The 25,678-nt window shown below is 44.0% G+C and carries 37 protein-coding genes and 1 pseudogene; 37 read left to right on the top strand and 1 reads right to left on the bottom strand.

The annotated features are described in order from the left end of the window. Nucleotides 1–82 precede the first annotated feature (82 nt). The 26 genes and pseudogenes from VV089_RS17135 to VV089_RS17015 all read left to right on the top strand — a co-directional run bounded on the left by VV089_RS17135 (nt 83) and on the right by VV089_RS17015 (nt 15,166). Nucleotides 83–295 carry a hypothetical protein gene (locus tag VV089_RS17135; RefSeq protein WP_334336749.1) on the top strand — a complete coding sequence of 71 codons (213 nt, stop codon included), beginning with the start codon at nt 83–85 and terminating at the stop codon, nt 293–295. Between the two features lie 86 nt (nt 296–381). Further along, the gene (locus VV089_RS17130; RefSeq protein WP_334336748.1) at nt 382–708 is read left to right on the top strand and encodes a GRAM domain-containing protein; all 327 of its coding nucleotides are present in this window, start codon (nt 382–384) and stop codon (nt 706–708) included. 26 nt (nt 709–734) lie between these two features. Continuing rightward, nucleotides 735–893 carry a hypothetical protein gene (locus VV089_RS17125; RefSeq protein ID WP_334336747.1) on the top strand — a complete coding sequence of 53 codons (159 nt, stop codon included), beginning with the start codon at nt 735–737 and terminating at the stop codon, nt 891–893. Nucleotides 894–926: 33 nt separating this feature from the next. Then, nucleotides 927–1,355: a hypothetical protein gene (locus VV089_RS17120; RefSeq protein WP_334336746.1), complete on the top strand. Its 429-nt coding sequence runs from the start codon at nt 927–929 to the stop codon at nt 1,353–1,355. A 66-nt stretch (nt 1,356–1,421) separates the two neighbouring features. Beyond that, a pseudogene (locus VV089_RS25290) lies at nt 1,422–1,667 on the top strand (SMI1/KNR4 family protein); the annotation flags it as partial. 137 nt (nt 1,668–1,804) lie between these two features. Beyond that, nucleotides 1,805–3,154 (top strand): hypothetical protein, encoded by a 1,350-nt coding sequence (locus tag VV089_RS17115; RefSeq protein WP_334336745.1) that lies wholly within the window; start codon nt 1,805–1,807, stop codon nt 3,152–3,154. Between the two features lie 17 nt (nt 3,155–3,171). Next, nucleotides 3,172–4,128, top strand: coding sequence for a hypothetical protein (locus VV089_RS17110; protein WP_334336744.1), 957 nt, complete (start codon nt 3,172–3,174; stop codon nt 4,126–4,128). 85 nt (nt 4,129–4,213) lie between these two features. Then, a complete protein-coding gene (locus tag VV089_RS17105) occupies nt 4,214–4,750 on the top strand; it encodes a hypothetical protein (RefSeq protein ID WP_334336743.1) in 537 nt (178 codons plus the stop codon). 38 nt (nt 4,751–4,788) lie between these two features. After that, the gene (locus VV089_RS17100) at nt 4,789–5,106 is read left to right on the top strand and encodes a hypothetical protein (protein ID WP_334336742.1); all 318 of its coding nucleotides are present in this window, start codon (nt 4,789–4,791) and stop codon (nt 5,104–5,106) included. Nucleotides 5,107–5,163: 57 nt separating this feature from the next. Beyond that, the gene (locus VV089_RS17095; protein ID WP_334336741.1) at nt 5,164–5,502 is read left to right on the top strand and encodes a hypothetical protein; all 339 of its coding nucleotides are present in this window, start codon (nt 5,164–5,166) and stop codon (nt 5,500–5,502) included. After that, nucleotides 5,466–6,038 (top strand): DUF4299 family protein, encoded by a 573-nt coding sequence (locus VV089_RS17090; RefSeq protein ID WP_334336740.1) that lies wholly within the window; start codon nt 5,466–5,468, stop codon nt 6,036–6,038. The genes VV089_RS17095 and VV089_RS17090 overlap by 37 nt, the downstream gene beginning before the upstream one ends. Continuing rightward, entirely contained in the window at nt 6,035–6,235 is a 201-nt protein-coding gene (locus VV089_RS17085) for a hypothetical protein (RefSeq protein ID WP_334336739.1), read from the top strand. The genes VV089_RS17090 and VV089_RS17085 overlap by 4 nt, the downstream gene beginning before the upstream one ends. 123 nt (nt 6,236–6,358) lie before the next feature. Continuing rightward, nucleotides 6,359–7,150, top strand: coding sequence for a hypothetical protein (locus tag VV089_RS17080; RefSeq protein ID WP_334336738.1), 792 nt, complete (start codon nt 6,359–6,361; stop codon nt 7,148–7,150). Further along, complete coding sequence (locus tag VV089_RS17075) at nt 7,147–7,392, top strand: hypothetical protein (RefSeq protein ID WP_334336737.1); 246 nt, start codon at nt 7,147–7,149, stop codon at nt 7,390–7,392. Before VV089_RS17080 ends, VV089_RS17075 begins: the two co-directional genes overlap by 4 nt. Before the next feature lie 46 nt (nt 7,393–7,438). Beyond that, nucleotides 7,439–7,948 carry a hypothetical protein gene (locus tag VV089_RS17070; protein ID WP_334336736.1) on the top strand — a complete coding sequence of 170 codons (510 nt, stop codon included), beginning with the start codon at nt 7,439–7,441 and terminating at the stop codon, nt 7,946–7,948. A gap of 109 nt (nt 7,949–8,057) precedes the next feature. Beyond that, nucleotides 8,058–8,630, top strand: coding sequence for an SUKH-3 domain-containing protein (locus VV089_RS17065; protein ID WP_334336735.1), 573 nt, complete (start codon nt 8,058–8,060; stop codon nt 8,628–8,630). A 187-nt stretch (nt 8,631–8,817) separates the two neighbouring features. Further along, a complete protein-coding gene (locus tag VV089_RS17060) occupies nt 8,818–9,564 on the top strand; it encodes a hypothetical protein (RefSeq protein ID WP_334336734.1) in 747 nt (248 codons plus the stop codon). A 128-nt stretch (nt 9,565–9,692) separates the two neighbouring features. Next, nucleotides 9,693–10,652, top strand: coding sequence for a DKNYY domain-containing protein (locus VV089_RS17055; protein ID WP_334336733.1), 960 nt, complete (start codon nt 9,693–9,695; stop codon nt 10,650–10,652). A 5-nt stretch (nt 10,653–10,657) separates the two neighbouring features. Further along, on the top strand, nt 10,658–11,005 hold the full coding sequence (locus VV089_RS17050) for a hypothetical protein (RefSeq protein ID WP_334336732.1): 348 nt from the start codon (nt 10,658–10,660) through the stop codon (nt 11,003–11,005). A gap of 42 nt (nt 11,006–11,047) precedes the next feature. Continuing rightward, on the top strand, nt 11,048–11,680 hold the full coding sequence (locus VV089_RS17045) for a hypothetical protein (RefSeq protein WP_334336731.1): 633 nt from the start codon (nt 11,048–11,050) through the stop codon (nt 11,678–11,680). Continuing rightward, the gene (locus VV089_RS17040; protein WP_334336730.1) at nt 11,677–12,270 is read left to right on the top strand and encodes a DUF4304 domain-containing protein; all 594 of its coding nucleotides are present in this window, start codon (nt 11,677–11,679) and stop codon (nt 12,268–12,270) included. Before VV089_RS17045 ends, VV089_RS17040 begins: the two co-directional genes overlap by 4 nt. 184 nt (nt 12,271–12,454) lie before the next feature. After that, nucleotides 12,455–12,946, top strand: coding sequence for a hypothetical protein (locus VV089_RS17035; RefSeq protein WP_334336729.1), 492 nt, complete (start codon nt 12,455–12,457; stop codon nt 12,944–12,946). A 43-nt stretch (nt 12,947–12,989) separates the two neighbouring features. Then, nucleotides 12,990–13,151, top strand: coding sequence for a hypothetical protein (locus VV089_RS17030; protein ID WP_334336728.1), 162 nt, complete (start codon nt 12,990–12,992; stop codon nt 13,149–13,151). A 52-nt stretch (nt 13,152–13,203) separates the two neighbouring features. Continuing rightward, on the top strand, nt 13,204–13,545 hold the full coding sequence (locus VV089_RS17025; RefSeq protein WP_334336727.1) for a hypothetical protein: 342 nt from the start codon (nt 13,204–13,206) through the stop codon (nt 13,543–13,545). Between the two features lie 73 nt (nt 13,546–13,618). After that, on the top strand, nt 13,619–14,170 hold the full coding sequence (locus VV089_RS17020; protein WP_334336726.1) for a hypothetical protein: 552 nt from the start codon (nt 13,619–13,621) through the stop codon (nt 14,168–14,170). Nucleotides 14,171–14,293: 123 nt separating this feature from the next. Continuing rightward, nucleotides 14,294–15,166, top strand: coding sequence for a hypothetical protein (locus VV089_RS17015; protein ID WP_334336725.1), 873 nt, complete (start codon nt 14,294–14,296; stop codon nt 15,164–15,166). Nucleotides 15,167–15,194: 28 nt separating this feature from the next. Here VV089_RS17015 and VV089_RS17010 read toward each other — a convergent pair whose 3' ends face one another. Next, nucleotides 15,195–15,485: a hypothetical protein gene (locus VV089_RS17010; RefSeq protein WP_334336724.1), complete on the bottom strand. Its 291-nt coding sequence runs from the start codon at nt 15,483–15,485 to the stop codon at nt 15,195–15,197. Nucleotides 15,486–15,809: 324 nt separating this feature from the next. On the opposite strand from VV089_RS17010, the gene VV089_RS17005 reads away from it, so the two are divergent. From VV089_RS17005 to VV089_RS16955, 11 genes are all read left to right on the top strand, one after another. Then, complete coding sequence (locus VV089_RS17005; RefSeq protein WP_334336723.1) at nt 15,810–16,187, top strand: DUF7668 domain-containing protein; 378 nt, start codon at nt 15,810–15,812, stop codon at nt 16,185–16,187. A 45-nt stretch (nt 16,188–16,232) separates the two neighbouring features. Next, nucleotides 16,233–16,568: a hypothetical protein gene (locus VV089_RS17000; RefSeq protein WP_334336722.1), complete on the top strand. Its 336-nt coding sequence runs from the start codon at nt 16,233–16,235 to the stop codon at nt 16,566–16,568. Nucleotides 16,569–16,598: 30 nt separating this feature from the next. Continuing rightward, nucleotides 16,599–16,925 carry a DUF7677 family protein gene (locus tag VV089_RS16995; RefSeq protein ID WP_334336721.1) on the top strand — a complete coding sequence of 109 codons (327 nt, stop codon included), beginning with the start codon at nt 16,599–16,601 and terminating at the stop codon, nt 16,923–16,925. A gap of 51 nt (nt 16,926–16,976) precedes the next feature. After that, nucleotides 16,977–17,162: a hypothetical protein gene (locus tag VV089_RS16990; protein ID WP_334336720.1), complete on the top strand. Its 186-nt coding sequence runs from the start codon at nt 16,977–16,979 to the stop codon at nt 17,160–17,162. A 62-nt stretch (nt 17,163–17,224) separates the two neighbouring features. Beyond that, the gene (locus VV089_RS16985; protein WP_334336719.1) at nt 17,225–18,106 is read left to right on the top strand and encodes a hypothetical protein; all 882 of its coding nucleotides are present in this window, start codon (nt 17,225–17,227) and stop codon (nt 18,104–18,106) included. Beyond that, nucleotides 18,012–19,061 carry a hypothetical protein gene (locus VV089_RS16980; RefSeq protein WP_334336718.1) on the top strand — a complete coding sequence of 350 codons (1,050 nt, stop codon included), beginning with the start codon at nt 18,012–18,014 and terminating at the stop codon, nt 19,059–19,061. The genes VV089_RS16985 and VV089_RS16980 overlap by 95 nt, the downstream gene beginning before the upstream one ends. A 65-nt stretch (nt 19,062–19,126) precedes the next feature. Beyond that, nucleotides 19,127–19,606, top strand: a complete 480-nt coding sequence (locus VV089_RS16975; protein WP_334336717.1) for a hypothetical protein — start codon at nt 19,127–19,129, stop codon at nt 19,604–19,606. A 72-nt stretch (nt 19,607–19,678) separates the two neighbouring features. After that, nucleotides 19,679–21,238 carry a hypothetical protein gene (locus tag VV089_RS16970; protein WP_334336716.1) on the top strand — a complete coding sequence of 520 codons (1,560 nt, stop codon included), beginning with the start codon at nt 19,679–19,681 and terminating at the stop codon, nt 21,236–21,238. A 29-nt stretch (nt 21,239–21,267) separates the two neighbouring features. Next, complete coding sequence (locus VV089_RS16965; protein WP_334336715.1) at nt 21,268–23,001, top strand: leucine-rich repeat domain-containing protein; 1,734 nt, start codon at nt 21,268–21,270, stop codon at nt 22,999–23,001. A 24-nt stretch (nt 23,002–23,025) separates the two neighbouring features. Beyond that, nucleotides 23,026–24,300: a hypothetical protein gene (locus VV089_RS16960; protein ID WP_334336714.1), complete on the top strand. Its 1,275-nt coding sequence runs from the start codon at nt 23,026–23,028 to the stop codon at nt 24,298–24,300. Between the two features lie 2 nt (nt 24,301–24,302). Continuing rightward, the gene (locus VV089_RS16955; RefSeq protein ID WP_334336713.1) at nt 24,303–25,616 is read left to right on the top strand and encodes a hypothetical protein; all 1,314 of its coding nucleotides are present in this window, start codon (nt 24,303–24,305) and stop codon (nt 25,614–25,616) included. Nucleotides 25,617–25,678 lie beyond the last annotated feature (62 nt).

The raw sequence follows: 25,678 nt of genomic DNA, 5'->3' as shown, positions 1-25,678 counted from the left end.
AACTTATTGTTGCTGTTTCTAATGAACTGTGTATACCATCCGGAATCATTGAAAAGGTTTAGATAACAAGCAGGTGAGAAGCATGGGATTGGCGTATTTTTTCTTGTTTATTATGATACTGGGGGCAGCAGGGGCAGTGGTTGCTTTATTGGTGTTGGCGTGGATAATCTGGAAAAAATCTCGTTTCAAAATCTTTGCAATCATCCCTGTGCTTTTGGCTGTGCCTTGCGCTGTTGCAGCATTTTACTTATTGGCAATCGTTTGGAGAGAGCCGCCCTGGGGGGTTCATTTCTGATGGGCTGACAAATATTCTTATAAAGGTTTGGGGAAAATGCCCCGAAGTAGGTGGCAAAAAATAATTACAGTTAGGAGCGTAGAACTATGGCAAAATTTCAACTGAATCCCGAAGAGACACTGATCGGCAGTGGGATGATGTCAATCTATTTGAAGCAGGGACTGAGCAAAAAGCCGTTTCAAGGGAACATCTATATCACTAATCAGCGGGCGTGTTTCAAAATCAGCATGATGCCCGGCGCATTGGATATGGATTTACCGTTGGAAGACATCAGGGGATTTTCGGTGAGTGGTGTGGCGATATTTACCCAGGTAACAATCCACAGCCGGACAGGAGAAAACTACTCCTTTACGGGTTTCCCGGCAAAAAAGCTGCAGGGTTGGCTGATGCAGTTAGGCGTGCAGAAATTGTAAGGCAAAATCGGAATTGGAGGAATATTATGGTTCGTGCAACTTTAGCATTCGCTTTTTTAATTGGTATCGTCTTGTTACAAATTTTTCTGTCGCAAACAGAACGCAAATGGCCTGGACTTATTTTACCTGTTATTTCATTTTTGTTTGGGATTGTTCGATCTTTGGGACAAAATGCCCAGATGTAGAAATATTAAATTCAAATTCATGGAGGAAATACTATGAGCAATAAATTTTTTGCTAATTCTTTGTTTGTTTCTTACATCAAAGGAATACCCTCTAACGAGCGCATTCCGTATCTCCAGGGGGAGTCACTTACACAGGAAATCGTAAATCGCTTGACAGATCAAATACTATCTGGAATTGTCTGTTCTGTCCAACTTGACGATGAAACAAAGGAAAATAGTTTGGTTGCTGATTTTCGGGAAGGGTGGTCAACTGTATATATTGTCAAGGGATGCGAGAATTATTATGAGTTTGTAAATGATCAATTTCCAACTTGTGAAACGCAGTTAAATATCACTGGCGATGGGCCTACTCCTCAAAAACATGCGACTGAGGATCTGCAGTTAATGGCAGAGATCATGATACATTTCATGCAAACGGGAATGGTATATCCAGACTGTACATGGGAGCATACAATCCATTAAGGTATCAGAAACAATTTGGTTAAAGAAAAAAACTTCTTTAGTAAATATAGAAGGAAGTGAAAGCCTATGTCAAACACATTTCCAATAGAAGAATTGCGCTCATTGTTAGAAAAGGCAAGGGCCACAGATGCCAATCTGAAACAATTTGGCGCAGAACATCATAAATATCAATGGAATCCGCCAGCGTCTCTCAAAGAGATAGAAAAATTCGAGAAGGAAACAGGGATTTCGCTTCCGGACGGCTACCGTAATTTTCTGCTGCAGGCGGGGAACGGCGGAGCCGGGCCTTTTTACGGCCTGTTTTCACTGGAGCAGGTGAAGGGCTGGCTGAGCTGGCAGGTGGAGCCGGGAGAAACGCCGTATCTTGCTCCTGGATATTCTTCCCCAGGGAGCCGGACTTTTTATCCTGGTATATCCGTTGGCTGCGGGAGGCGGCAGCCGGTTACGATATGGGGTGGTTCGGCCTTTCTCTGGATGGCGACGAAGAAACGCTGCGGAAGCTTTACATTCAGGCCGATACGGATGCGGAACGTCTGCTGGCGGTCGGCAGCATGGACAAGTTCCCGGCTTTATCGGAGGCTTCCCGGGATTTCATACGCGGGATTTTGGATGATTGGATCGCAAAAGAAAATGTGGACAGCCTGCCTCTGCTGGCTTACCGTGTAGACCCTGTGTTATATGGACAGTTTTTGGATAAACGGTGGGAAGCAGGGTTATTTGATCAGGTAGTCTATGAGTTGTACCACACGCCTGCGGAAAGGAAAGAGCTGGCGAAGATCTGGAGGGAGCGCATTCTGGATAAGCTGTCGGAGCTTTCCCCGGAAACTTATTGTATCGCCATCCCCCTTTTAAGGATGGGCGGTGAAGTGAAACTGGAACAGGTGGCGTTTCTTCTGGACAAAGCCGAAGGCAGGGAAAAAAGGGAACTGCTCCGTGATTTAGGGCGTTTCCCGGACGCAAAGGAACACCTGGAGATATGGCTGGACTTTTTGCGGGAACGGGAGGATTTGGAGCTGCTCCATTATGCCCTGCTGTCGGTTCCTTGTGTAAACGACTCTCGGTTACGGGAAGCATTGCTTGAGGTGCAGGAGGCATTTCCGTTTGCGCTGGAGCAGATCCATGTGGACGATTATAAGGACAAAGAAGCATTAGAGCGTTCTTTCCGCCGGGATGCGGAACGCAAAGTCTACAAAGGGGCCGGCACGGTGTTAAAGGATTTGTTTTATGAAAGCATTAACCCGGAGAATACCCGTTTTCCCCGCCCGTACCGTCTGGAGATGCCGGGAAATGCGCTGGCTGACCTTGGCATGTACCGGACACCACCGGCAGATGGGATTTTGCTGCATCCGCTGATTGCCCTTGCCATCCGGCAGGAATCGGGCGGACGGCTGCCGTCCACGGCCTGGGACTGGGGGCGGAAGTTAAAGCAAATGAAAAAGCTGCAGCTTGTCCTGTCCGAAAAAACGGTTCAGAGTTGGGATGATGAAAGGCGCTATGCGTATCTTCGTGCGCCGGAGGAACATTTTCCCCCGGAACCTTACTATTATGACCTCCGGGGCTGGTCTGTTATCGGGCGTATGGAGAATTTACGGGAACTGCGGATCTGCGAAATATGTGTGGAGGATTTTTCTTTCCTGACAGAATGTAAAAATCTGCGGTCGTTATCTCTCTATAATACAAATTTTACGGATTGCCGGTTACTGCTGAAACTGCCTAAGTTAAAATATATTGACCTGCGCTCCTGCCGCTTGATACATAAAGAGGTTTTGAAGAAACTTCATGTGGAGTGTGAGCTATAAAATAAAGGAGATATGGTATGTCGGAATTATTAAACAATGTTCGTTCCCGCATTGAATCGTTGGGGATAGGCTTTCAATTTGTAAAAACAGTCAAAACCGGAACAAATGGAGCAGAACGGGAAACATGGCTTTTGGAATATGAGGGTTCCCAGTTTATCTTTGTACCTGGCAGGAAACATGTCACTTTGGGATGGGATACAGATAAGTGTCCTCTGGGAGAAGGTGTATTAGAAGGTCTGCAGAAAGAATTTTCTTCCGGTCATGAATATTACTATGAGGAGGAACTGGAGGGTTTAAAGGGCGATTATCAGGAGCAGATTGACGAGGCAGAAGAAAACGGCGATTCCGTGAAAGCAGACGAGCTGCGTTCGGAACTGGCAGAAGAATTAAGATCGTGGAACGAGGACATAGAAGAAAAAGGTTACGCAAGCTGGGAGGGCTTTCTGGCAAAGTGGAACGAGCATCTGTCCAGGTGCCTGTCGCCGCTGCGCACTGCCGATATCGGGGATATGATAGTAGAGGTGGACAGCCGCTATCTGGACGAGGACGCGCCATCCCTGGAACAGGCGGTTCTCTCCCTGAAACAAGGGCCTTTTACATTACCGACAGAAGATGAATGGGAGTATCTTTGTAATGGCGGCACACGGACATTGTTCCGTTGGGGCGATACATTAAGCGATGTAATGACGGAGATCTTCCAGGTGGGCGCTGTTGGGGAAACCAGGGAAAATACAATATTGGAGCAGCCTAATATGCTGGGTCTGTTCATTGCGTATGATTCTTATAAAAATGAAATCATTGATAATACATCCTATACAAAAGGCGGGGATGGGGGATGCTCGCTTTGCGGCGGTGACGGAGCAATCTATGTCCTGCCCTGTTATACTGCTTTTTACCGTCATCCGGTCAACGAACGCTGTCCAGGTTTGTTGAAAAATTATTTTTGTTACCGGCGCATTATTCGACTGCCATAATAAATTTGATTATATAGGACGGATGTTATCTATCACCGGATTACTATGAATCTAAATAAATAGGGAATGACAGGGAGCAATATCAATGAAAAAATGTATACCGCGTACATCTGACCGTATTATTACTGTTTTGGCGGCTGTTGTTTGTGCAGTTGCAGCATTTTTCGCTTGCCGGGAATTGCTCTGTGGCGGACAGCCTCCCACAGTATTTTTCGCGATGACTCTTTTATTTGGCGGTGTAGCCATACATACAATCTGGCGCATGATCTATATGGGGAACTGGGGCTTTTTCTATGATGATGAAAAAATTATTTTTGCCCTGTCCCGTAAAGATTACCGTGATTTTCGATGGGATGAACTACAAAATGCGAAGACGAACATTTTCTATCCATCCTCGCCTGCCGCATGGTATTTTTACTTTCAGGATGAAAAGAAGACAAAGAAGATCGCCGTTACGCCTCGTCTGGCAGGCTACAATGAGTTTGTAGATATGCTTAGAAAAAAAGGGTTTCCTGCCCAAAGCCCTGGTACTCTTAATTTTGATAAAAATACTGCTAAGGATATTTTCCATGAGGTATTTGGAGAGGATTTTGGCAAAGGCAGCAAGAATGGGAGCAAATAAATATAGTTAAATATAAATCGGAAATTGAGGTGCATATAATGATTTTTCAAATGGCCAGTACATCAGCTTATGATGAGAATGAAGTTCAAGTATGTATTCTTGCTGAAAAAGGAGAAACAATCAGAATTGGAGACATTATTGCAATTCCAATGAATGACCATACTTTTGAACAACGTGAGATTATAGCTATGTATAGGGATAGAAAGAAGTGGAAAAAAGGTAAAGGCTTATTCTCTGAAATAAAGGAAGGTGAATGGGCGGAATGTATCATCCATAATATCCATTCAGGAATGATTCATACAATTAGTGCTTCCTATGATGAAGACCTGCTAAAAGATGGTTGGGTATGCGGTTAAAAGGAAGTGGGAGCAAAAGTAAGTAATTTTTTACATAATACAAGGAGGAATACATCTATGCTGCATTGGATTGCGATTATACTCGGAATTGCCTTTACGCTTTTTCAACTTTTTTATGCTTTTATAGTAATATGCAGTTTGATAGAAAATACGGGATATAAAATCCTTAGCATTGTTTTTGGCATCTGCCATGCAATTTCACCGGTTTTGTTCGCATTCTTTGGCTATCAGTGCCTTTTGCGTAAGATAGCGCAATATGGCGTATTAAAAGCAGGTATCGGTATTGTTGTTTGTTTTGTCATATATTTTTTTGCAGTATCAGTTTGGAATAGGACTGTATTGGGGGATGTTCCTGAAACATGGAAGAAGAGAGGGCCTTTACCAGTAGGGAACTAGAACAGGGAATTGAGGGTTTTGCTGTATTCAGCCGGAAGTCACTGAACCAGTTTTGCGGAAATAAGGAATTTAAAAGCCATATTCTTACGCTGGCACGGTGGCCTTATACACTGACGGAGGACAAGGCAGCCGCATGGGAGGCATGTACGGATCTTTCTGATTTTGAGAGTACCCTGCATGGTCTTCAGGCACGGGATGTCTATTACGCAAAGCCAAGGCTTCTGCAGAAAAACGATACAAAAGAGATCGGAGCCTTTTATGCCTTAACAGAAGAATGCGAAAGTATCTTTCCTGTCCGGGCTGACGGGTTTCTGAATCTGAGTGAACTGAAAGTGACAGAGGGGGTTATACAGTTTGTACTTTACAGTGAGCAGCGTGTGCTGGAAGGAATGTTTCCTTATGAGCAGTTTATTGAGGAACTGAACAGATATGATGTCCGAAAGTTTGACGCGGATCATATCCTAATCCCACCTATGACAAAAGCGGATCTGGAAAATTTGGCCGAGAAACTACGAGGAAAGGGAAGGTTGGCATGAACGGAGCAGCAGGAGAAAAGCAGGAAGCAGAAAAAAGGATAAAGGAATATATACAGGTAAGCGCCATGGGCCTGAGCAAAAAGGAAGAACAGGATTTCAACGAGTTTGTGCTCCGCAATGAGGAAACAGCAAAAAAGGTATTCCGGGGTTCAAACCATACAGGGAAAGCGTATATCCTGATCTTTTTGAATTCCTAGGGGAAAGGCGCAGACATTGCAAAAGAGGAAACGGCAGACTGGGCCGGCCAGATGGAATTTATAAACAGCAATCCTTTAGAAGAACGGGCATTCCGTTCCTGGCTGTCAGGAGAAACAGATATCATGCCGGAAACAATGCCTGTCAATAAATATATTATGGGATTTCCCCACAGAAAAAATGTGGAACTCTGTTATTTATCAAAGGTATGCACATTTACGGAAAGACTTATCGTTTATGGGATAAAAAGAGGATATGTGGATATTGTACGGGGGCCGGTGAAGGAAATGATGCGTGAAATTGGAGTGCCCTATGCACATTCTTTTCTTGAACATACAATCCGGACATACCAATTATCAGAAGAAGATATCATGCAGATGTATTCCGCAATCTATGCCATATCCGGAAACGCAAAAGCGGAAAAGGAGTTTTACCGAAATTTTATCTGTACATGGCTGGAGCAGGATCAGGACAGGTATCTGTCTGCTATCCTCCCCGCTGACAGTTACGAGGACAAAGGCGTTTATACCTTTTCACCTTATCAGGTACTGCCCGTCCAGGTTCAGAATACGGGAGCCAGCGGACGGGATCGCCGCATGAACCCGACGAAAACCGCCTATATGGTCTACTATCAGGACATCAGTGGAAGCGGCTATCAGTGGAGCGAGCAAGCCCTCACCCGTGAGCTGGGCCAGAAGATTGTGGATGCAGGAGCAACAGTGGAGCGGCGGGTGCTGGCGATTCCCGCTGACCGCTCCTATATCACTGTGGAGCCGGATCAGACTGCGGAAAGCTACACAACAGGACTTCGGAAAAAGTACATCACTGCCCTCGTGCTGGCGGGTGTTTATGTCCTGTTGTATGTGGCGGCGTGGTGTGTGACAGGCGGTATGAAAAGGAGAACGGGGCAGGTATGAAAATAAAAATTGTGCGCCATGTTGTTTCTTTATGCTGGGTAACAATGGTTGTTCTATTATTGACTGGCTGTAATCCAGCAGCAGGTGCAACAGAATATGAAGTAATATATCCGTCCGGTTATAGCAGAGATTCCTATGCTTATGATGAAAAATCTCCCATTGAGGGAAGTTCTTGTTATCTTCAATGGGAAAAAGCGGATGATTATGAGAAAACCTATGACCGATATACATATCCTGGATGAGAATGATTCGGTATTGTATCGTTATCCCGATGTGGGAAGCAAGGCGATGCGTGGAAACGTACAGAAAGATGGTAAAACCTGGGTTTGTGCGGAACATTGGACGGCTCCCCACCACAATGGCTATGTGGAAGGCTGGCTGAAAGAAAGCGATCTGCTCCTGATTGATTTGAGTGATGGCGAGATACTGTTTCAGGACAAGGCAGGAGAAAATGAATTTTACATCACCACATATGGAACACGATGCTATTTCTATCTTCCTGGAAAAGAAGAAAGCGAGAAGCTGTTTGGATTGATAAAGATACCAGCGGAAAATGCGGTAATTTATTACCGGGATATTTCGGACTGGACACAGAAACACATGGTTTACACTTTTGATTATGTGGCAGAGCCTGATATTGATACAAGTAATGGAGTTAAAACGCGCGTTAAATTTTATATATATGAAAACCAGCTTAAAGTGGCATGGACATCCTTTGAACCTGTTGGTAATGAGCATTGGGAGTACCTGGAGAAAAAGGCTTATGAAATCCCAATTACTGAAAATGCTGACGAGTGAGCCAAAAGCGCAGATGAGGTGATACAGACTATAGTGGACAAGTTTGTTTGCGGTTGTCTGGCCTATAAATAAAGAGAATGGCAAATAGAAATATAGAGGAGTGAGTTGTATGAATCTCTCTTTAATTGATGAGTATGTGTATTTAGTTTTGACAGATAATGGTTGGACAGAAAAAAGGGATTTTCTAACTGCAGATAGCTGGATAGAGAAAATAGAACAAAAATGTGGGTTTCACTGTTTTGAGTATGCAAGGGAAATTTTACACCTGCTCGGTGGCATAAAATTTCGGGAGTTTTCACCGAAGTCTGGTCAATATTTTTTGGGAAAATACGATGGTGATGTCAACCGTTTAGAGAAAGGGTATTTGCGTGCCTTGGAGCGGTTAAATAATTTAAGTGAAAAGAAATCATTTGAAACTTATAATGGAGCAACTTTTACTTTTGATGCGTGGGCTGCCTTTTTAGATCTTGAAATCGTAATTGATTTGAAAACAGCGGAACAGGTAGTCAGTGAAAAACTATTCCCCATAGGAACTGTTGAACCGGATGGTATAACTTGTGCTGCTGAAAGCGGAAACATTTATACGCTATTTGATGACAGCATTTTCTTGTCAGGTGATTGTATAGAAAACTATTTGAATATGTTGTTTATCCACGGACGAAAACCGAAAAAGTTAATGTAACTTCATTATAGGTTTTACAAACCTATAAGTCCTCGGCTGCCAAGGTCAACGGCAGATAAAACCTTTGGATGGGCTGCTGGATCATGCATTTTGATATTTTCAAAAAAAGGAGAGGTTCGCAGGTGTGGTGAAACAGAAAAGACTATTTATAATTTCCTTATTACTGCTTATGCTGACGGGATGCGGTATGAGTGAAGAACTGACAGACTGGGCAGCGGAAAAAGCAAATGATGCATTGGAGGTTGTCGGCGGCGGTGTTCAAGAGGCCATTGATGATCTGAAAAATGCCGAGTATCAAGACGGCCCATTTGAAAATAACCTGGAGTCTGCGAGAGCCTATTTGCTGGCACAGTTACAAGAGAAATATGGGATAGAATTTATTGTTGTCGGTGACGAGGATTTGGAAAACTATGGGCTGTTCGCCGGGGCCACTTATACCTGTGATGTTGCGCCGATCAATGCGCCGGAACAGGTGACAACCGCTCTTGTATCCCAGACAATGTATCAAGATGTCCGGGACGGATATGCTGTGTACTTCTTCAAGGAAGAGGCTGAGGCTCCGGTTTTGGAATTGTGTGAAACTAAGGATTATGTCATTGACCAGCGTATTTCTCTGGAGATGCCGGAAACGGCAAGAGCATGGACAGCCGAAGACGGGCTGGAGCGGTTCCTCTCAGAAAGCGGGGCGTATGTAAAATTGGTTTTACGCTTTACGGACGATTTAGATACAGAAACGTATGCGGAATACCTCTATGATTTTCTAAACAGCATAGACCATTTAGAATGTAATCTGCTCTTGCAGGCAAAAGCAAATAAAATTTATATCTTCCATGAGGAACTCAATATTCTGAATGGCTTTGACGCCAGCACTTATACTGTGGAAGATTTGAGACAAGAAATTGAAGAGTTTTTAAGTATGGGCGCACCTCAATAAATTTATAAGAGCAGAATACGGCTTCCCCATCCAGGACGAATGAGCCAAAAGCGATGGCGAGACAACGATACTATGGTATATGATTTGAAAATATAGATATAAAAATTAGAAACAGAGGGAGCGATACAATGGGTTACGCACGTATTTTAAAAGATAACAATGGAAAACCATCCGGCTACCGTGAATGTGACGGTGAAGTGGCCTTTATGCCGGAACAACAATCGTATGAAAATATTTTCCGCCGTGTCAAAATTGATCTTGCTACAATGGAGGTTCTGAGCCATGACTTTATAAAGGACAAAGAGCGGGTTTACCGAAGAGGCATCCTGTTGCGTGACATTACACCGGAGGGCTTTCACGTCTTCAATCCGGCCTATATTGGAAACCATCAGATCATTTATACTCCATATGGCGATGCCAAGATTGCACATCCGGAAACCTTTGAAATATTGGATGATGGTATTGGAATGTATGGCCCTGAAGGTTATGGCAGAGATGCAGAATTTGTGTACTTTTTTACTTATTCTACGGAAACCCGCCACGCTGTCCGACTGAAAACGTGTAAAAATCCGGCTGCCTTTACTATCTTGACCGATGGATATACAAAAGATGACGAACGTGTATATTTTTGCCAGGTAACAGTAAAAAGAGCAATTCCTCAATCCTTTGCTGTACTAAGTGATGGATATGCCCGCGATGATAAGCACATATTTTGGAGAGATCAGTTGTTGAAAGCAAAAGTACAGAATTTTGTGATATTGGGTGACGGCTATGCCAATGATGGCAGGCAGGTATTTCATAATGGTGTGCCACTTGATGCAGACAGCAAAGCCTTTGCTCTGTTGGGGTATTCTTATGCCAGTGACGGAATTCGGATATTTGGGGAAGGTAAGCAGCTTGATACTACGCCCCAGAGTTTTATGTTGTTAAGTGACGGATATGCTCGTGATGATAAACATATCTTTTGGGGCAATCGGTTGGTAGATGCGGATTTTGATTCTTTCAGAGTTATGGAAGATGGCGATGCGGAGGACAATTATCGCTATTTTTTTCATGGAACAATGATAAAAAAGAAAGTACAGAGGTAATAGCTATGACAAATTTACAGCTTAATCCAGGCGAGTCACGAATTGGACAAGGGCTCGTATCTTATAGGGATTTAGAGAAACATACCTACCAATGCTGGCATGCCACAATTTATGTGACAAATCAAAGGGTATTTTTGGACACTTATACAGGCATTGAGCTAAAATTATCAAAAATAAGAGGCTTTACATTTGGCAGAATCCTTCTCTTTTTTCCGTCTGTGACTATATTTGGCCAGGCAGAAAAAACAGTGATTGGTGAACATGGATTGACAGAGGACGCCTATACATTTACCGGTTTTCCTATAAAAAAGCTGAAAGACTGGTTACAGCAGGCCGGTATTCAGGAATTATAGCTATTACCTCAATGATCAGTATGGAATAAAGGGTGAGTCGAAATGAATGAATATAAGTTAATGATTGCTCCATTTCATCATAATGGATTTCGGAGTCTAAGCAAGAAACAGGCAGAAGAATATTTCCATTGGTATGTTGGACAATCAAAAGAGAGAATTGAACAGCTATATGAATATGTCCAGTCAACAGGGGGAGCAGCTTTTTTGTGTGAATATACACCGGATTCCCTTATCGAGCTATGGAACTGGTTTGAAACTCAAATCGACATGGTAGCAAAAAGCGAGGAAGAATACCAGGCAGAATTAAAGCAATTTCCGGAATGGATGCATGATAGTATTTCAAAAAAGAGATTTTCAGTGAGAACATTAGCGATTATTACAGATATTTCATTCTATTTTGCTGAAACATTTATAAAGCACAACCCTATGGTCAGGTGGGGATATTTTACAAAGCCTAAAAATGAGGTGTCTGTCAACATGCCCGTACTTTTGGGGTTTAAGTCCAATATGAAACTTGATCCAAGGCGAATTGTTTCAGTCTGTGCATCGGAATCATTTGAACAGCATGACAAAAACAGGTTACGAAATGCCTACCGGACATGGACTAAGTATACAGCCGAAGCAACGCCGAATATAGCAGACGTTTTTTCATCTATAAGGGAGCGAAAAATATGAAAACGATAATTGGCGAGGTTAAGGGGATATTTTCCGAATACGGATATAAAAAGGAGCGAAATTCTTTTTGGAAAATAGAAAATGATTTTTACAAGCTTATCAATTTTCAGCATGGGGCTTATGGTGATTACCTTTTTGTTAATGTTGGACTTCACCCCGTGGGGCTCCCGTCTCTTTATACTGGAAAATTAGAGATAAAGGAAAAGCCAAAAGAACATGAGTGCATTATACGGCAAAGAATGGAGCAGATTGTTCCCATTCCTTCATTGGAAAAAGCCTTAACTTTTCCAACACATGAAAATATTGTCCAGGATATCATTTTCAATTTTCCAAAGGTAGAAACATGGCTGAAAGAGTGGGGCTCATGGGAAAACATTGCGAATACCCATTTTGACGATATAGAAAAGATAATTTCGGTTGTGCCAATTACCCAAAAGAAAGCATATTTTATGCTGAAATATTATTGTATGATTAAATTGGGGCGCAGATCTGAAGCTGAAAAGTTTTTGAACGCTTATTCAGAGGAAAATAGTACTATGGATTTTACCTTAGTTGATTGTTTCCTCAATAACTTATTATCGGAGATTTAAAGGTATGGAAGGGAGTAGCAATGAAGACTTTACCTATAACAGCCAGATTTTTTGTCCGCAAAGTTACCGATGATAAGATTACATTAGTCTTTATAGATTTACATGTCATGTGATACCATTTATAAATTTCTTTTTATCGGAAACTGATTGGGAAGCTGAATCCGTAATGGAGGAGATTTGGGATATGATGAAAGCGAAAACACTGGCTTTTATGACGATGCTGATGTTGGCATTAACCGGATGCGGAAAAGAAGAGCAGGAACCATTAAGGGTGTATTCTTTTAGTGGGGAGAATGAACAGCTCACAGTGTCTAATGGTATTATTGTTTTCAATGGTTCAGAGGAAATTTTCTCCGGTGGTGATTTGAAAGTAGCTGATGAGTCTTTCCTTGATATTACATCATACTCAACCACATTTTATACGATATTCGGCAGTGAAAAGAATGTGATTCTTTCCAATAGTGTGGTAGATACGACAGGAGGTACCGTCAATGTTTCCGGTGATTTGGGGCAGATATCGGGAGACAGTACACTTAAGAGAATAAATATAGATGATACAAATGATTTCAATGGTACCCTTTACTTTGAACTTACTACGAAAGATAAGTATGGTACGGAAAATGTATATCAGCTGCAAATGGCTTTAACAGAAATAACAAAAAATGATGGTAATTAAATTTGGACTGCTTTCTGTTTATTGAGTAATGGAGGTTTCAGTTATGAGGACAATGATTTCCAGTGTGATAATTGTAATTGCTGCTGTTATTGGTTTTTTCATGGGAGCAGGAATAAATCAGGCTATGGGTGGCGCAACACTGTTTGCGACGATTGCAGGTTTTTCCTGTACGATCCAGGCTATTGAGAGCAAGAAAAATCAGTAACTTTCAGTTGGTTAAAAACTGTAAGTATCTGCTTTTCAGGAGGTTATATGCTATGAAAAAACAACTGCTGTTAATTTTAACGATGAGTCTTATATTGTTGGCTACTGCTTGCGGAACGTCCAGCGGTGGCGGGGAATCGAAAGTGGGTGGAGACGAAACAGCCACATTCCAGGCGACTATAATAGAAATACAGGATGGTTGTTATCTTGTGGAGCCGGTGGAAGGAAGTGCGGAATTGAACAGTGCAGACCGGATAACTATTCCCATGGCAAATATGGAACCCTCGCCGGAGCCGGAAGTTGGTGATGTTCTGGAAATTGAATATGATGGCTCGATTGCGGAATCGTATCCTGCGCAAATTACGAAAGTTTATAGTATTCGCGTGGCCGAATAATGAAATAACAAAATTGTGAAAAGACCAACAGATAGTATCAAAAAATTATTATAACAGGCAAGGAGGAAAAAACATGGATGTCCTGAATTTAGCAGAGTTGCTCTTATCTCCTGATGAGAAAAATGAGTTACACAGTTCGATGGAGCTGTTGGAACAGTCAGACTACTCCGCATTTTATGAGAAAAATCAGAGCATTATCCAAAGCATTTTATTTCTTGAAACACTGGAAGAATTTTTGGACTTTTCAAAGGAAAATGAGTTGTATGCGGAATGTTTTTGTGCCGCTTTTCTCTGCGCGCACGGTTACGGTATCCAGATCGGCGGCTATGAGGATGACCTGACACATACTTTAACGGAGTTTTTCCATACACAGGGAATGGAATATCCGGAAATTTCAGAGATTGTCCACAAAGAAAAGATATACACGGATTGCAGCGATTATGATAATTTCAAAAAATCTATGACCGCAATAAATCAGGTTTTGGATGTGCATGGGATGCGGCTAATCGTGCTGGAAGATTATATTTACTGTGACTGTGAATACACAGTGCTGAGAGTGGACATGACACTTGCTGAAAATGTGCTTTCCACATGGAGCAGTGATAACTTTGAAATTTACCTGTGATCTGGTTCCATATATTCAAAGGTTGATTGATTAAAGAGCGAATGAATAATCTCTTGCTGTCAGTCATGAAAACAGATTGAGGCTGTAATAAACAGCTTAATAGATAGAAAATGGAGGTGCATGATGAAACGCTGTATAATCTGTAAAAAAGAAATCATTGAATTTGGCGAAAAACACTTTACTGATTTTCAGTCTATCTTTCCCCCGAAAGAATTCGACAAAGCCTGCTACTTTGTTCTGCGAGATGGGAGCAGCGGTCCGTATTACCCATTTGCGCAGAAAAGTGAAACGGGCAGTTTCCGGCACCTGCGTATAGAACGTGGATTCTGGAATGAACAAATCCATCTGCGGCTCAACAATGTTTATGTTAGTTATCTCAAGTACGATTGGAGTGCAGCCATGTGTGCTTGCGGGGTGTCGAACTACTCCGGTTATGGCAGGCTTTCCAGTATCCCCGAAAAATATACGGTCTGTTCCCCGTGGTTTGATACGGAGAATGATAAGGACAGTCTGCAAAAGGGCCTTGCTGAATTAGGCGCATGGTATGTCGAGCATTTGCCGGAGATAAACCTCTCCTATGAAAAACAGCAGACGTGGCTGGACAAAGACTACCGGGACGCCAAAATAACCAGGGCTTATTTGGATGAACATTTATCTGAATTGACGGAGCCGGAAATTTTTGAACTGTATCGGACAGTTGACCATCTTGCAGGTGAGTATGAGAAGTCGGATATGAAAAATCGAAAGAATTCCCTGGGATATCGTGCCGCACTTTCAGGCTTCAATGATTTTTGCTATGGCAAGTTTCCACCTAAGATCAATCATTGGGTAGACGAACTAAGTGAGATGATGCTGTCAAAGAAGGTTGTAAAAGGCATAGATATAGATTATGCCCGTTCCTTTGCCATAAAAACTCTGCTGTACCTTTTCCATGACAGCCAGGAAGCAAATTATCCTGCAATACTGAAACATAAGGAGATATGGAAATATCAGTAGATTTTATGTTGATGAACTACCCTCATGACTAAGCGGAATTATAAGAGGACAGGATGATGAGAAAACCCACGGATGATATTGCAAACTGGCGATTACAGCAGGAGAATACATCAAAACCATTCCCATATGTTTTCCCACAGATGCCGCCCCGGTTCCGGCGGTGCTGTGCCTTTGCGAAAGCAGTATTTCTGATACAATGGGGATGCTTTGCCGCTTCTTGTGTTTGCAGTATGGTGCTGTTCATTCCCGTGGTTATTTGGGGCAGGAACATGGGAATGAGCGCCATGATAGAGAACAGACCGTTTTTGGCGTTTTTCATTGTGGTGGCTGCTATATCACTTCTGATTTTTTTTGCGGCTGTTCCGTTTGGATTTACCCCGAAACTATTTTGGCGGTGTCCTTGCTGCGGACATCCATTTCCATATTATGTTCCGACAAGAGGGGATAATCTGAAAGAAAAGGAATGTTTGCGGAGCATAGAGGGGCGGCATATCAAATATGTGAAGCTGAAATTTTGTCCGCTGATCATTCCGTCAGTCTGCCCGGAATGCAAATGTAAGTTTTTTGAAATGGCTGATGATCTACAAAATGCAGGGAAAAATTGATCAGGAAGAGAAATCGGAGATAAAAGAGGGTTTATTTTATGATATATGCAGAAAAGGGAAAAGAACAGGAATGTTTTATTGATTTTGTAGAAAAGGCTTTAGGAATATTGGCTCAGGAAAAGTACCATGATTTTTTAGTTGTGTTTGACAACAGTAGAATATTGACAGAAGAAGATTTAATCTCTGCGCTTCAATATTTGGATAAAACCCGGCCTGTGCTGAAAATTGATGACCCGAAACAGGTGAAAAACCAGAATCAGGAAATATATTTAGTTGCTCTTCGTGACGGAAGTGGGTACTGTATGGATTATGCTTTAACAACAGATGGCGAAATAAATGATTTAACACTCCAGATTGAATTTTTGAAAAAAGGAGACGGATATATTGTTTCACTTGATGATTTGCATACACTGTAAATATTTTTGGTGAGATAGCTTTCAATTTACATGGAGTTTGATTGTATGAAAAAGAAAGTATTATTTGTTCTTGCAATAATCCTGGTTGCTGTACTATGTGTATCTGTCTGGTACTATGGATATTACAACCGAAAAAGCAATGATAACATTCCGTCAAAGGAATTGATGGTTTCTTATTATCAAAACAAAGGTGCGGATTATGCAACAGAACAATTACAAGGTTACAGGAATACGCAGTTAATGGAAGTGTGGGGAGAACCAGATAGTTTCCTGTCAGGAATGTGGGGCGACATTTGGGAAACCAATAACACATATTACATCATTGTTTATTATGACAGCAACGGTGTTGTTGAGCATGTTAAGGTTACGAATGAAGATTAACAGATTTTAGTATGCAAGGGAGCGTGTTACATGAAAGTAAGTCATTATTTATCCGGTGCAGTAAGACAATTTTCGTATTGGTTTGTGCATGGGACATTAGGATATCCTATTTTAGAAGGAATTGATTATTTGAATGAATTAGAGGAAGACAGCAGCTGTATGGAACAGGCATTTTCGATATTTATGAATAACATTGAGTTAGATAATGAGGGAAATGTATTGAATTATAAATATTGTGAAAGAAGAGCCGCAGAATATATCCGAATATATTTTAATCCTGATTATAGCCTTGACAAGCCATTCGAGAATTGGGAATTAGAATTGCATCCGGTAAGTAAAGAATCATATAACCTATAAAATTCCGGTTTATAGAACCGGAAAAGCCGGAATTTGAAAGGGGATAAACAGATGAAAAAAATTGTATTAGGTGGTTTCATTTTTGTGGGTGGGGCAGTTATGTTTTCAGTCGGAACATTAGGATTCGCAGATGTGAACGTACAGGCGCACTATATGCAGCTGCCGCGGTATATTGGAGTGGCAGCGATGATAGCAGGCATTGTTTTTGGGATATTAGGTTTGAAAGATGATAAGTGATATCGGAACAAAATAATAGATTGCACTGACACAACATAAAAGAAAAGAGGATGAAAACAAACATGAAAGCTGCTATGCAATATCAAAATAAAACTCCGGAAGAGATTGTTCGTCAATACAAAAAGAGACTTCGGGCCAAGCAGGGGCTTCTCATCCTGATTTTTCTGCTGTATGTTATTGTGGGCATCAGGGGAATCTGGTGGGGGGATGATGGCATGCCAGATGTTTTACTAAAACTGTTCATTCTTATTGTGATCACTTTTCCAATCAACATCTGGATTTCCTGGGATTTTATGTCTCTGAATATGATTCTAAACCAGGACTGCGATCCGGTAACCTATGTTCAGGTGATGCGCCTGCTTGAAAAGGTACATAAAAGAAAGCGGAGCGCCGTGGCTATCCGTATCAATGAGGCATCCGGCCTTATGTGGTCTGGACAGTTTTCTGATGCCTTAGCTTTGGCAGAGCCTTTGCGTAAGTACAAATTAAGTGTTAATTATCAGATTTCTTTTTTGAACATTCGTTTTAACTGTTATAAAAAAATGGAAGATTTGGAAAGGGCAATGCAGGTTAAACATGAGGCGGAGGTTCTTGTTTCTTCATTCAAAAAAGCATCCTTACAGAGAACAGGGCAAGAGCTGCTGAACGTTATGGATGCCAGCCTGGCCCTGTGGCGGGGAGATTATGAAGCATTCCGCCGTATGGAGGAAGCCCGGAGTGCCGGATATACAGCCAAGCTTCAAAAAGTGGTTTCTGCCGTATGCCTTGCGGATGTGGATATTGCCTGCAATGAGTTAAAGAATGCCAGAACACATCTGGAGTATGCGATCCAGGAGGGCGGGACTTTGTATGTGGTGGAAGACGCCCGGCGTATGCTGGCAGAACTGGCTCAAAAGGAGTGGATGGAAGGAACTGACTATGGGGAAAGAACAGTTAAAATCTAAAATAGAAGAACAGCGGGCCGTTTATCAGGCTCTGAAAGCAGGAAATGACGGCACAGTCCGCTATAAGGAATTTCAAAACGGGGAATGGGGTACAGATGACGAGAATTATACGAATCGCCTGCGGCTGGCGTATTATCTTCTGTACTGCCATATTGAGGATGAGGAGGCGGTTGCTTTCCTCTTTGGGGAGGAATTGAAGGACAGGGAGCAGAATTCATTTCAGGGGATAGGGAGTACGCTTGAGATATTGACGCACCTGCTCAGAAAATACAATGTGGATGGAAAGTACGCCAGTTTATTGGAGCGGGCAAAGAACGCAAATTTTGACTGCGCCTGCGGCTATGACCCGGACGGACAGATGGAGGATGACTTTGGGGAAAACAGCCTGCTGGACTGTATCTATTTGTGCTGGGAAATGGAGTACAGGGATGTGATGGGAAGCCTGGTGGATGAGTGGAAAAAGACTATCACAGAATGGTCCGATTCCAACCGCAAAGTGCTGATCGACTTTAACACATTTCTGAAAAGAGATGCGGAAAATGAAAAGCTTTATCAGGAACAGCTGGAGGAAATCCTGTCAGCAGAAAAAAGCAGTACAAGAGATATCATTTCCGGGTATAAAAATCTAATCCGGCATTACATATATATGTGCGATTATGGAAAGGCACTCTGTTTATGTGAAAAAGTGATCAAAACCACGGATTACGGGCAGATCCGGACGCTCCGGCTGTTCAAGGATATCCTGGAAGCCTGTTTTGAGGTCACAGCAAATCATACAACGGCAGCAGCCAGCCTATGGAACTGGGCAAAGGCGGAACTGCAGAAGGTGCCGCAGTCGAGCTGGTACGGAAATTTATATACAAAGGGAATTGCGGCGGCAAAAGCCATGGATGATCCTTATGGGAAACAGTTAGAGCAGGAGTATGAAAGCTTTCTTGCAAGCTTTAGAAAGTAGATGACAGGAAGGCAAACTATTTTAGCATGGAAGGATGCACTTTTATTTCTGGAGGAAAACGCAAAATGATTGATAAATTTATAAGCTGTATGAAAGAACAGGGCTGGACTGTAGAGAGGAATGAAAAACAGAGATTCTGTCTGCCTGAACCAATGAAAAGCCGATATACCGGCTACCCGGAAAGCTGGGTGGAATTTGTTTCGATTGTAAAAAGTATGATACGAGGTGATGAGAGGGCCTGGTTTTTATGTTCGGAAGATTATGATATGCAGGGAGACAAGGCATGGCAATGGAATGAATGGGAACTGCTCAGCTTGAAGGCTGCAGAAAATGATGCGGCATGGAAGGATGAGATCAGAAAGTTCTGGGACGGACATTTACCTGTCTTTTTATCCTTAGAAGGCGGTTATGCTTATTATGCAATCTCCATAAAAGAAGGCAGTATTGTTTATGGCAGTGAACCGGAATTTGAGGAATGCCAAATTGTTGCCGATTCTTTTGAGAATTTTATGGAAAAGATAATCAGCAAGAAGATTCGTTTATAGAAAAGACGAATGTCGAAACGCATCTATTAGACATTGATAAGACCATCTATGGCATTGGGGAGGAATGAAGCCATGAAAAAGGATCAGTGCTTGGTCAAATTAAAACAAAGAACTGCAAAGTCGGGAGATGTATATGCTTTTTATGTGGAAATGCTGGGGAAATACGGCGCCTGCCAGATCCTTGCCGTGGATGGCAAAAGCATTTGCTATGTGCTGCTTGATTATCTGGAGGATGACCTGCCCGAAAAAGATAGCTTGGAGCGGTTACAGCCGTATCACCGGGAATCCTTCCGGTATCACCATCAGATGATAAAAACAGGGATTGAAAATACTCCTGTTCCCAGGGATTACCGGTACATAGGCCAGTGCGGGCTCAAAAGCAGTCCGACGTGGGATTCCTACTCCTGGAAGTGGCCCACAGGGGAAGATTACTATTATGAAGAGCGCTGGAAGTCTTTTGACGAAACCGCCAGGTCGGCATACAAAAAATATATAAACAACGGCGATTTTGTGTCCGTACATGGCAGGATGTTCCGAAAGAATACCGGAGGACTGCGGGATGACCTTTACCAATGCCTGACAGAAAAAGATACGTTAGAAGAGTTTCCCTGTATCACCTATGCCGAATTGCAGGGGTATTCCGGTAAGCTTCAGAAGCTGCTCTCCACAGCGCCGTTGCTTCGGACACTGCGCCTGCAAAAGGCAGGTGTGGAGGTACTTGACCTTGGGAAGACCTGCCTGGACAATCTGGAGCTGGATATGAGCGGAATTAGGAAACTGGTACTTCCAAAAGATACCCGCTTTCTGAAGCTGTATGGGAAGATCCGGCCGGAACTGCAAATTGACGACAGCCTTTGCAGTGGGAAACTGACTCTGGAAATATCCTTGAAAAAGGCATTGCTTCAGAGATACGGACTTCAAAAAAACCGGGTCCCAAGGCTCCGCCTGACTGACATAAAAGAGCTGGATATGAGGCAGGCGGCCGAACAGTTTCCAGAGGCGGAATATTTAAACATAAGCGGAGCTCCCGGCACCGTAACCCATATGCAGGAGGCAGGAAAGCTGTCCGGGCTTCGGAATCTTTACTGCAAGGATCTGTTTGGATATGATGAGAGGGATATGGAAGCATTGGAGGGGCTTAAGGAACTGTGGGAGCTGGATTTTGACAGCGTTCCCAAAGGAGCGGGCCTGTACCTGAAAAAACACTGGAAAGGGAAGCTGGACAGGTTAAGTGTCACCCATTTACGGGATGAAGGATGGCTTAGGGATAACCTGGAGAACCCGTTCCGCCATTGGGATGGAAACGAGTTCATTCCGGAAGCAGCATACCGGAGCGCCAGAAAATGCTACAAAGATACCAAAAAGCTGCTGGGAGAGGCGATGGGCAGGGCGGCGGACAGAAAAGAAATCGAAGAGATTGTCCGCAGGTACACACAATCTTTTAATAAGCTCAATGACCGCTATGAGGAGTTCATCGAGACAGAGGAACGGGAGGATATCTTTATGGCCATGCAGAGGCTTTACGAAGAGTGTATCCTGCAAGGAGAATACGGGCAGGCGGATGAGAATGCGGCGCCTGTGACGCTTTCGGAAATTTGGAATGTCATGGATGAGGTGCGGGAGGGCTGGTGATACAATTTTTTTCAGGAGGAGCTTTTAAAATGATGAAACAGTATGGAATTGATCCAAGGCTTGCAATCTGGATTCAGAGAAACACAGGGCATGACCTGCAGACATTCAGCGATCTGGCTAAGATCAAATGCCTGGACAGCACAAGGAGAAATTTTGCGGCGGTTAAAAAAATAGAGGATATCCGCCTCCCTTCCTGGCTGACAATAAAGGAAAATGATTTTTCTCTGATTGGGGAAATGATAAAGCTAAAGCAGCTGTTCCTCCATGATGTGGCAATCGACGACTATTCTTTTCTGGCCGGATGCAAAAGTTTAACTACCCTGGATTTGCAGGATACCAGCTTTTCAGACTGCCGCCTGCTGGCAGAGCTTCCGGCGCTGAAGAAAGTCCTCCTGCCTCCTTACAGCCAGCTGAAACATACGGAGGTGCTGGAACAGCTGTCCTGTCTCCTGGAGATAAAAGAAGAAAAAACAGAAGAACCAAAGGCGACAGAGCAGCCCCACGGGGAGGAAACTCTTTCTGAAGGCAATCCGGCATCCGAGGAGCCGCTGCATCTGGGGGATACGGCACATTTGAGTATTGACGGTATGGGGATTGTCCTGTTTTCCCCGGAGGTTATGAGATATGTTGTTCCGGGGAGCGACTTTTTGACGGAAGAATTCACGAATCCGAAACAGGTGGGGGAGCATATCCGGAAAGGGGATATCACGGCTTTCTGTACGGGTACGGGAGGCGATTTTATCCTATGGCTCCGGTCCGGCTATCCGGATTCCAATGCGGAGAAAGAGTTTCCGGTGATGATCCGGCTGGCGGTGGAGGTAAGGGGCGGTTCCCTGCAGTTTGGAGACCTGTTCTGGCTGAGTGACTGGAATCCGGGTTTCCCACAGGACCAGGTGCTGTCTTTGCCGGACGGTTATTATCATATCACAGCCTGCACCAGAAGGCCGGAATCCGGATATTGGGGGGACGACCAGATCATCTGCCTTTATTTTAACAGGCTGGAGGAAATGCCTGAGCTTATGTGGCAGGGAGTTCCTTACCTGTTTACGGAAGAACCGGAAGCAGAACCGCAGGATGCGAGCGCTCAGGGACAGAATCAGAGAGATTATATGGAAATGATTCGGCAGTTGTATGGGGTGGAAGAACTGCAGGGATACACAGAAGAAGAGCTGGCTGTTATAAAAAAGTATTTTAACCCTCTTCCCCCCGTGCTGGAAGAGTTCTGGAGCAGGGCGGTGCGCACGGAGGCGATTCACAGGGTACAGGATAAGTGGATCAGGCCGGAAGATTTCGACAGATGGGGCTGGTTAAGGGACGGCGATTACCTGGTGATCCTGATTGAAAATCAGGGATGCTGCCGGGCGGGAATCCGAAGAAAAGACCTGACAAAAGCTGATCCCCCGGTTTATGTGGTTGCGGATCAAATCAATGACCAAAGATGGACTTTGTGTGCCGGAACGCTCAGCGGATTTCTGAGGGCCGTCCTTGCCTATGAAGCGGTATTCGCTTTTCCTTTTCATGGAGAGGAGCTAATGTACTGGCTTACGGAGGAAGAACTGGAGACCGTCCGGTCAGGCCTTGAAAAACAACCCTTTGGGCTTTCTGGATGGCTGGGAATGGATATGAGTTTTTACAGCAATGCCTCTGACAATATGGCTGTAGTGATGGACTGCGGCGATCTGGAAGTGCTTTATGGAGCTGCCAGTGAGGCAGGATATAAGAAGCTTATGGAAGTTATGGAAGGACTTGGAGAAGCGATATAAAAGAAAACGGGAATTGAGCAGAGTATGAAGGGAAAAAGGGGATCAGACAGCGGAGGGAAAGCATTCGGCAGAATCACAGGAATGGCAGTAACAGGGATTTTGTCAATGTTCCTGCTTACCGGATGCAGCCGGGAACGGATGGAGACACGACGGGAAATTGACCGTATCTATAAGGCGGCGGAACAGACAGCAAAGGACAGGGCAGCGGCTTATATCACGGAAAAATACGGGATAGACGCTTCGCCACAGGGATATTGGGTTCAGGGGTATCATGATTTTTTTGCGCCTTATGTCAATTCCAATGTGGTGGTATTCATGGAATATGAAGGCAGGAAGTTCTGCGCAGGAATCGATGTGGATGATGAGACAATCCTTTGGGATAATTACCAGAGGAAAGAAATAGAGACTGTCCTTCAGGAGTATTTTGCAGAGTTGTATCATTTGCCGCAGCCTTATAAAACAGATATCGAATTCCAACTGGAAAATGCCCCGGGATATCGTGCGGCTACACCCGCAGAATGGCGGGAAAGAGGATTTGATCATGGGAATATGGCGGATTTTTATTTCCAGGGCCAGGCGGCAGAAGAATTGCTTGCGATGATGAGCCGGGTGGAATTCCATAATTCCTGGCTGTCCATGGAGCAGCCGCTTACCTCACTTTCATTCGAGGCCGGAGACTGGCCGGTCTGTGAAGGGGGCTGTGTTGAGTGGAACCTGCGGGTGTATGCTTCACCGGAGGCGGAATGGGTAGACCGTTCTGTGGAATATCCGGATATTGCAGGCTTCCCATATTTCAGGGAGTGGAGGCGGGCCTGCCTTAAGGACAGGGGAACAAAGGAGGAGGAACTGTCAGAAGAATCCTGGGGATTTCATTCCATGCAAAATGAGGGGATCATGGTTATATCAAGGCTTCCTTTTGAAATAGAAGATATCCTGTGCATCAGTGAAGGCGCAGAGGAATGGAATGTTGACCGTGGAAACAGCAAAAGCCAGACATACAAACTTGTATCGGATGTGTATGAAGTGACAGAAAAAAGCCCTGACAGCAATTACGCAACGGTAATGCATGTGTCGGAAGATTTCATGGACCAATATGAAGGAACCCTGTACATACTCAGCAGGAATCGGGAAACAGGGGAAGTAAAGCTCGTGAAAGATATCTCGCCACAGGAAGAACTGGATTTATTGCCAGAGGATGAATTTGACAGAGATTATAAGATACATTCTAATGGGACATGTGGCATGAGCGCAGGCTTTCAATATGCAATAGCAGAAAGAAAAGGGAAGGCAGGAGAATAAAGATGGGATTTCAGGACGAGATGAAACAGATATTTCTGCGCGTTGCGGCGGGGGAAATAGAACCGGTGGAGTGGGAAAAGTGGTGGAACAGCAACAGGCTTAAGTTGGAAGAAACCCTGAACCGGGGAGACAGAGGGCGGATCATGCCCGCTTTATGGAGCGCAAACTATTACTGGATGACAAAGACGCAGGACGGCGTCGCCTACTATTTCCATGCCCAGGGGCGTCCGGTGAAAACATCTGGTTATTATGAGGAAAAAGCACGGGAAGAGGAGATCCGTGAAAGACAGAGAGCCATGGAAGTCTATCACAGGAAGACGGTGCCTGCCAGGCGTCCCTGGGAGGAATATCTGGAGAAACATCCAACAGAATCCATTTCTTTTGACTGGAAAAGCCTGCTAGGGACGCCGCCCGGCCAGAAACCGGCGAAGGCTTTCAGCTATAAAAACGCAAGGACAACCGAACAGTGGAAAGAGTGTGGGGAAGAACTGAAACTCCGCTTAAAGGAAAACCTGCAGGCAAAGATCGCTCCTGTTGCAAAGGCATACGGTATGAAAAAGGCAGGCCCCAAAACCTTTGTCCGGGAAAAGAACGGCCTGGTATCCCGGATTCAGTTTATCGGTTATTTCAGAGGCGGCGGATATGAGGCCATGATCTGTTATCTCTGTCCCATATACGCCATACAGTACGGAATCTTAGGATTGCCGGGTCATGTCAGCCAGGGGGAATATTTTCAAAAGATGCGTAATGGATGGGGCGTGATCCAGTATGGCACAGTAGCCGTGGATGCCGCCATGGTGGAGAGCATCAACGGAAAATTTGATGATATCCTGACCTTCCTGGCCGACGGCATGCTGCCGGAGTGGCAGAAAATCGACAGTCTGGAAACCTACTTTGCGAAAGAGCGCCGGGATTACCTGAGAGCCACAGAGAAAGGCCCAAACGATCCGAGAACCGGCAGGCCTATGTGGAATCTGGATGGGGAGGAAAAACCGGACCCCTGGAGGGCGGACTGCTATCTGTTCGGCGTATGGGATCTGCTGACCGGGAAAGAATCGGAAGGATATGCACGCCTTGAAGAATGTGTGAGACATAATTCCGATTATATGAAAGACCGACTGAAGGAGTTCCCCAATGCCTGCGATGATCCAAGAGACGCCATGGCGGTCATGTATCGCAACGCACAGCTCTTTCTGGAAACAAAGGAGATTCCAGATGCACAAAAACGCCAGAACGCAATCCGGGAGACCTATGAGGAAGAATGCCGGTTCATGCGGTATTACCACGGCCTGGCGAAAAAGACGGAAAGATCCTGATAGCAGGATTTTAAAAGTTTTATATACGATGTACAGAAATGAAAGGAAAATGGAGATTTTTG

This window comes from Candidatus Merdisoma sp. JLR.KK011, from assembly GCF_036941125.1.
In the GTDB taxonomy this organism is placed as follows: domain Bacteria; phylum Bacillota; class Clostridia; order Lachnospirales; family Lachnospiraceae; genus Laedolimicola.
Note: the sequence above shows the minus strand (reverse complement) of the source record. Positions and strands in the feature narration are given on the sequence as shown.

What these genes read in the sequence shown, in the direction of transcription:
- VV089_RS17135 (WP_334336749.1), top strand. Translation starts at nt 83, where the DNA reads ATGGGATTGGCGTATTTTTTCTTGTTTATTATGATACTGGGGGCAGCA.
- VV089_RS17130 (WP_334336748.1), top strand. Translation starts at nt 382, where the DNA reads ATGGCAAAATTTCAACTGAATCCCGAAGAGACACTGATCGGCAGTGGG.
- VV089_RS17125 (WP_334336747.1), top strand. Translation starts at nt 735, where the DNA reads ATGGTTCGTGCAACTTTAGCATTCGCTTTTTTAATTGGTATCGTCTTG.
- VV089_RS17120 (WP_334336746.1), top strand. Translation starts at nt 927, where the DNA reads ATGAGCAATAAATTTTTTGCTAATTCTTTGTTTGTTTCTTACATCAAA.
- VV089_RS17115 (WP_334336745.1), top strand. Translation starts at nt 1,805, where the DNA reads ATGGGGTGGTTCGGCCTTTCTCTGGATGGCGACGAAGAAACGCTGCGG.
- VV089_RS17110 (WP_334336744.1), top strand. Translation starts at nt 3,172, where the DNA reads ATGTCGGAATTATTAAACAATGTTCGTTCCCGCATTGAATCGTTGGGG.
- VV089_RS17105 (WP_334336743.1), top strand. Translation starts at nt 4,214, where the DNA reads ATGAAAAAATGTATACCGCGTACATCTGACCGTATTATTACTGTTTTG.
- VV089_RS17100 (WP_334336742.1), top strand. Translation starts at nt 4,789, where the DNA reads ATGATTTTTCAAATGGCCAGTACATCAGCTTATGATGAGAATGAAGTT.
- VV089_RS17095 (WP_334336741.1), top strand. Translation starts at nt 5,164, where the DNA reads ATGCTGCATTGGATTGCGATTATACTCGGAATTGCCTTTACGCTTTTT.
- VV089_RS17090 (WP_334336740.1), top strand. Translation starts at nt 5,466, where the DNA reads ATGGAAGAAGAGAGGGCCTTTACCAGTAGGGAACTAGAACAGGGAATT.
- VV089_RS17085 (WP_334336739.1), top strand. Translation starts at nt 6,035, where the DNA reads ATGAACGGAGCAGCAGGAGAAAAGCAGGAAGCAGAAAAAAGGATAAAG.
- VV089_RS17080 (WP_334336738.1), top strand. Translation starts at nt 6,359, where the DNA reads ATGCCGGAAACAATGCCTGTCAATAAATATATTATGGGATTTCCCCAC.
- VV089_RS17075 (WP_334336737.1), top strand. Translation starts at nt 7,147, where the DNA reads ATGAAAATAAAAATTGTGCGCCATGTTGTTTCTTTATGCTGGGTAACA.
- VV089_RS17070 (WP_334336736.1), top strand. Translation starts at nt 7,439, where the DNA reads ATGCGTGGAAACGTACAGAAAGATGGTAAAACCTGGGTTTGTGCGGAA.
- VV089_RS17065 (WP_334336735.1), top strand. Translation starts at nt 8,058, where the DNA reads ATGAATCTCTCTTTAATTGATGAGTATGTGTATTTAGTTTTGACAGAT.
- VV089_RS17060 (WP_334336734.1), top strand. Translation starts at nt 8,818, where the DNA reads ATGAGTGAAGAACTGACAGACTGGGCAGCGGAAAAAGCAAATGATGCA.
- VV089_RS17055 (WP_334336733.1), top strand. Translation starts at nt 9,693, where the DNA reads ATGGGTTACGCACGTATTTTAAAAGATAACAATGGAAAACCATCCGGC.
- VV089_RS17050 (WP_334336732.1), top strand. Translation starts at nt 10,658, where the DNA reads ATGACAAATTTACAGCTTAATCCAGGCGAGTCACGAATTGGACAAGGG.
- VV089_RS17045 (WP_334336731.1), top strand. Translation starts at nt 11,048, where the DNA reads ATGAATGAATATAAGTTAATGATTGCTCCATTTCATCATAATGGATTT.
- VV089_RS17040 (WP_334336730.1), top strand. Translation starts at nt 11,677, where the DNA reads ATGAAAACGATAATTGGCGAGGTTAAGGGGATATTTTCCGAATACGGA.
- VV089_RS17035 (WP_334336729.1), top strand. Translation starts at nt 12,455, where the DNA reads ATGATGAAAGCGAAAACACTGGCTTTTATGACGATGCTGATGTTGGCA.
- VV089_RS17030 (WP_334336728.1), top strand. Translation starts at nt 12,990, where the DNA reads ATGAGGACAATGATTTCCAGTGTGATAATTGTAATTGCTGCTGTTATT.
- VV089_RS17025 (WP_334336727.1), top strand. Translation starts at nt 13,204, where the DNA reads ATGAAAAAACAACTGCTGTTAATTTTAACGATGAGTCTTATATTGTTG.
- VV089_RS17020 (WP_334336726.1), top strand. Translation starts at nt 13,619, where the DNA reads ATGGATGTCCTGAATTTAGCAGAGTTGCTCTTATCTCCTGATGAGAAA.
- VV089_RS17015 (WP_334336725.1), top strand. Translation starts at nt 14,294, where the DNA reads ATGAAACGCTGTATAATCTGTAAAAAAGAAATCATTGAATTTGGCGAA.
- VV089_RS17010 (WP_334336724.1), bottom strand. Translation starts at nt 15,485, where the DNA reads ATGAAAAACGCCAAAAACGGTCTGTTCTCTATCATGGCGCTCATTCCC.
- VV089_RS17005 (WP_334336723.1), top strand. Translation starts at nt 15,810, where the DNA reads ATGATATATGCAGAAAAGGGAAAAGAACAGGAATGTTTTATTGATTTT.
- VV089_RS17000 (WP_334336722.1), top strand. Translation starts at nt 16,233, where the DNA reads ATGAAAAAGAAAGTATTATTTGTTCTTGCAATAATCCTGGTTGCTGTA.
- VV089_RS16995 (WP_334336721.1), top strand. Translation starts at nt 16,599, where the DNA reads ATGAAAGTAAGTCATTATTTATCCGGTGCAGTAAGACAATTTTCGTAT.
- VV089_RS16990 (WP_334336720.1), top strand. Translation starts at nt 16,977, where the DNA reads ATGAAAAAAATTGTATTAGGTGGTTTCATTTTTGTGGGTGGGGCAGTT.
- VV089_RS16985 (WP_334336719.1), top strand. Translation starts at nt 17,225, where the DNA reads ATGAAAGCTGCTATGCAATATCAAAATAAAACTCCGGAAGAGATTGTT.
- VV089_RS16980 (WP_334336718.1), top strand. Translation starts at nt 18,012, where the DNA reads ATGTGGTGGAAGACGCCCGGCGTATGCTGGCAGAACTGGCTCAAAAGG.
- VV089_RS16975 (WP_334336717.1), top strand. Translation starts at nt 19,127, where the DNA reads ATGATTGATAAATTTATAAGCTGTATGAAAGAACAGGGCTGGACTGTA.
- VV089_RS16970 (WP_334336716.1), top strand. Translation starts at nt 19,679, where the DNA reads ATGAAAAAGGATCAGTGCTTGGTCAAATTAAAACAAAGAACTGCAAAG.
- VV089_RS16965 (WP_334336715.1), top strand. Translation starts at nt 21,268, where the DNA reads ATGATGAAACAGTATGGAATTGATCCAAGGCTTGCAATCTGGATTCAG.
- VV089_RS16960 (WP_334336714.1), top strand. Translation starts at nt 23,026, where the DNA reads ATGAAGGGAAAAAGGGGATCAGACAGCGGAGGGAAAGCATTCGGCAGA.
- VV089_RS16955 (WP_334336713.1), top strand. Translation starts at nt 24,303, where the DNA reads ATGGGATTTCAGGACGAGATGAAACAGATATTTCTGCGCGTTGCGGCG.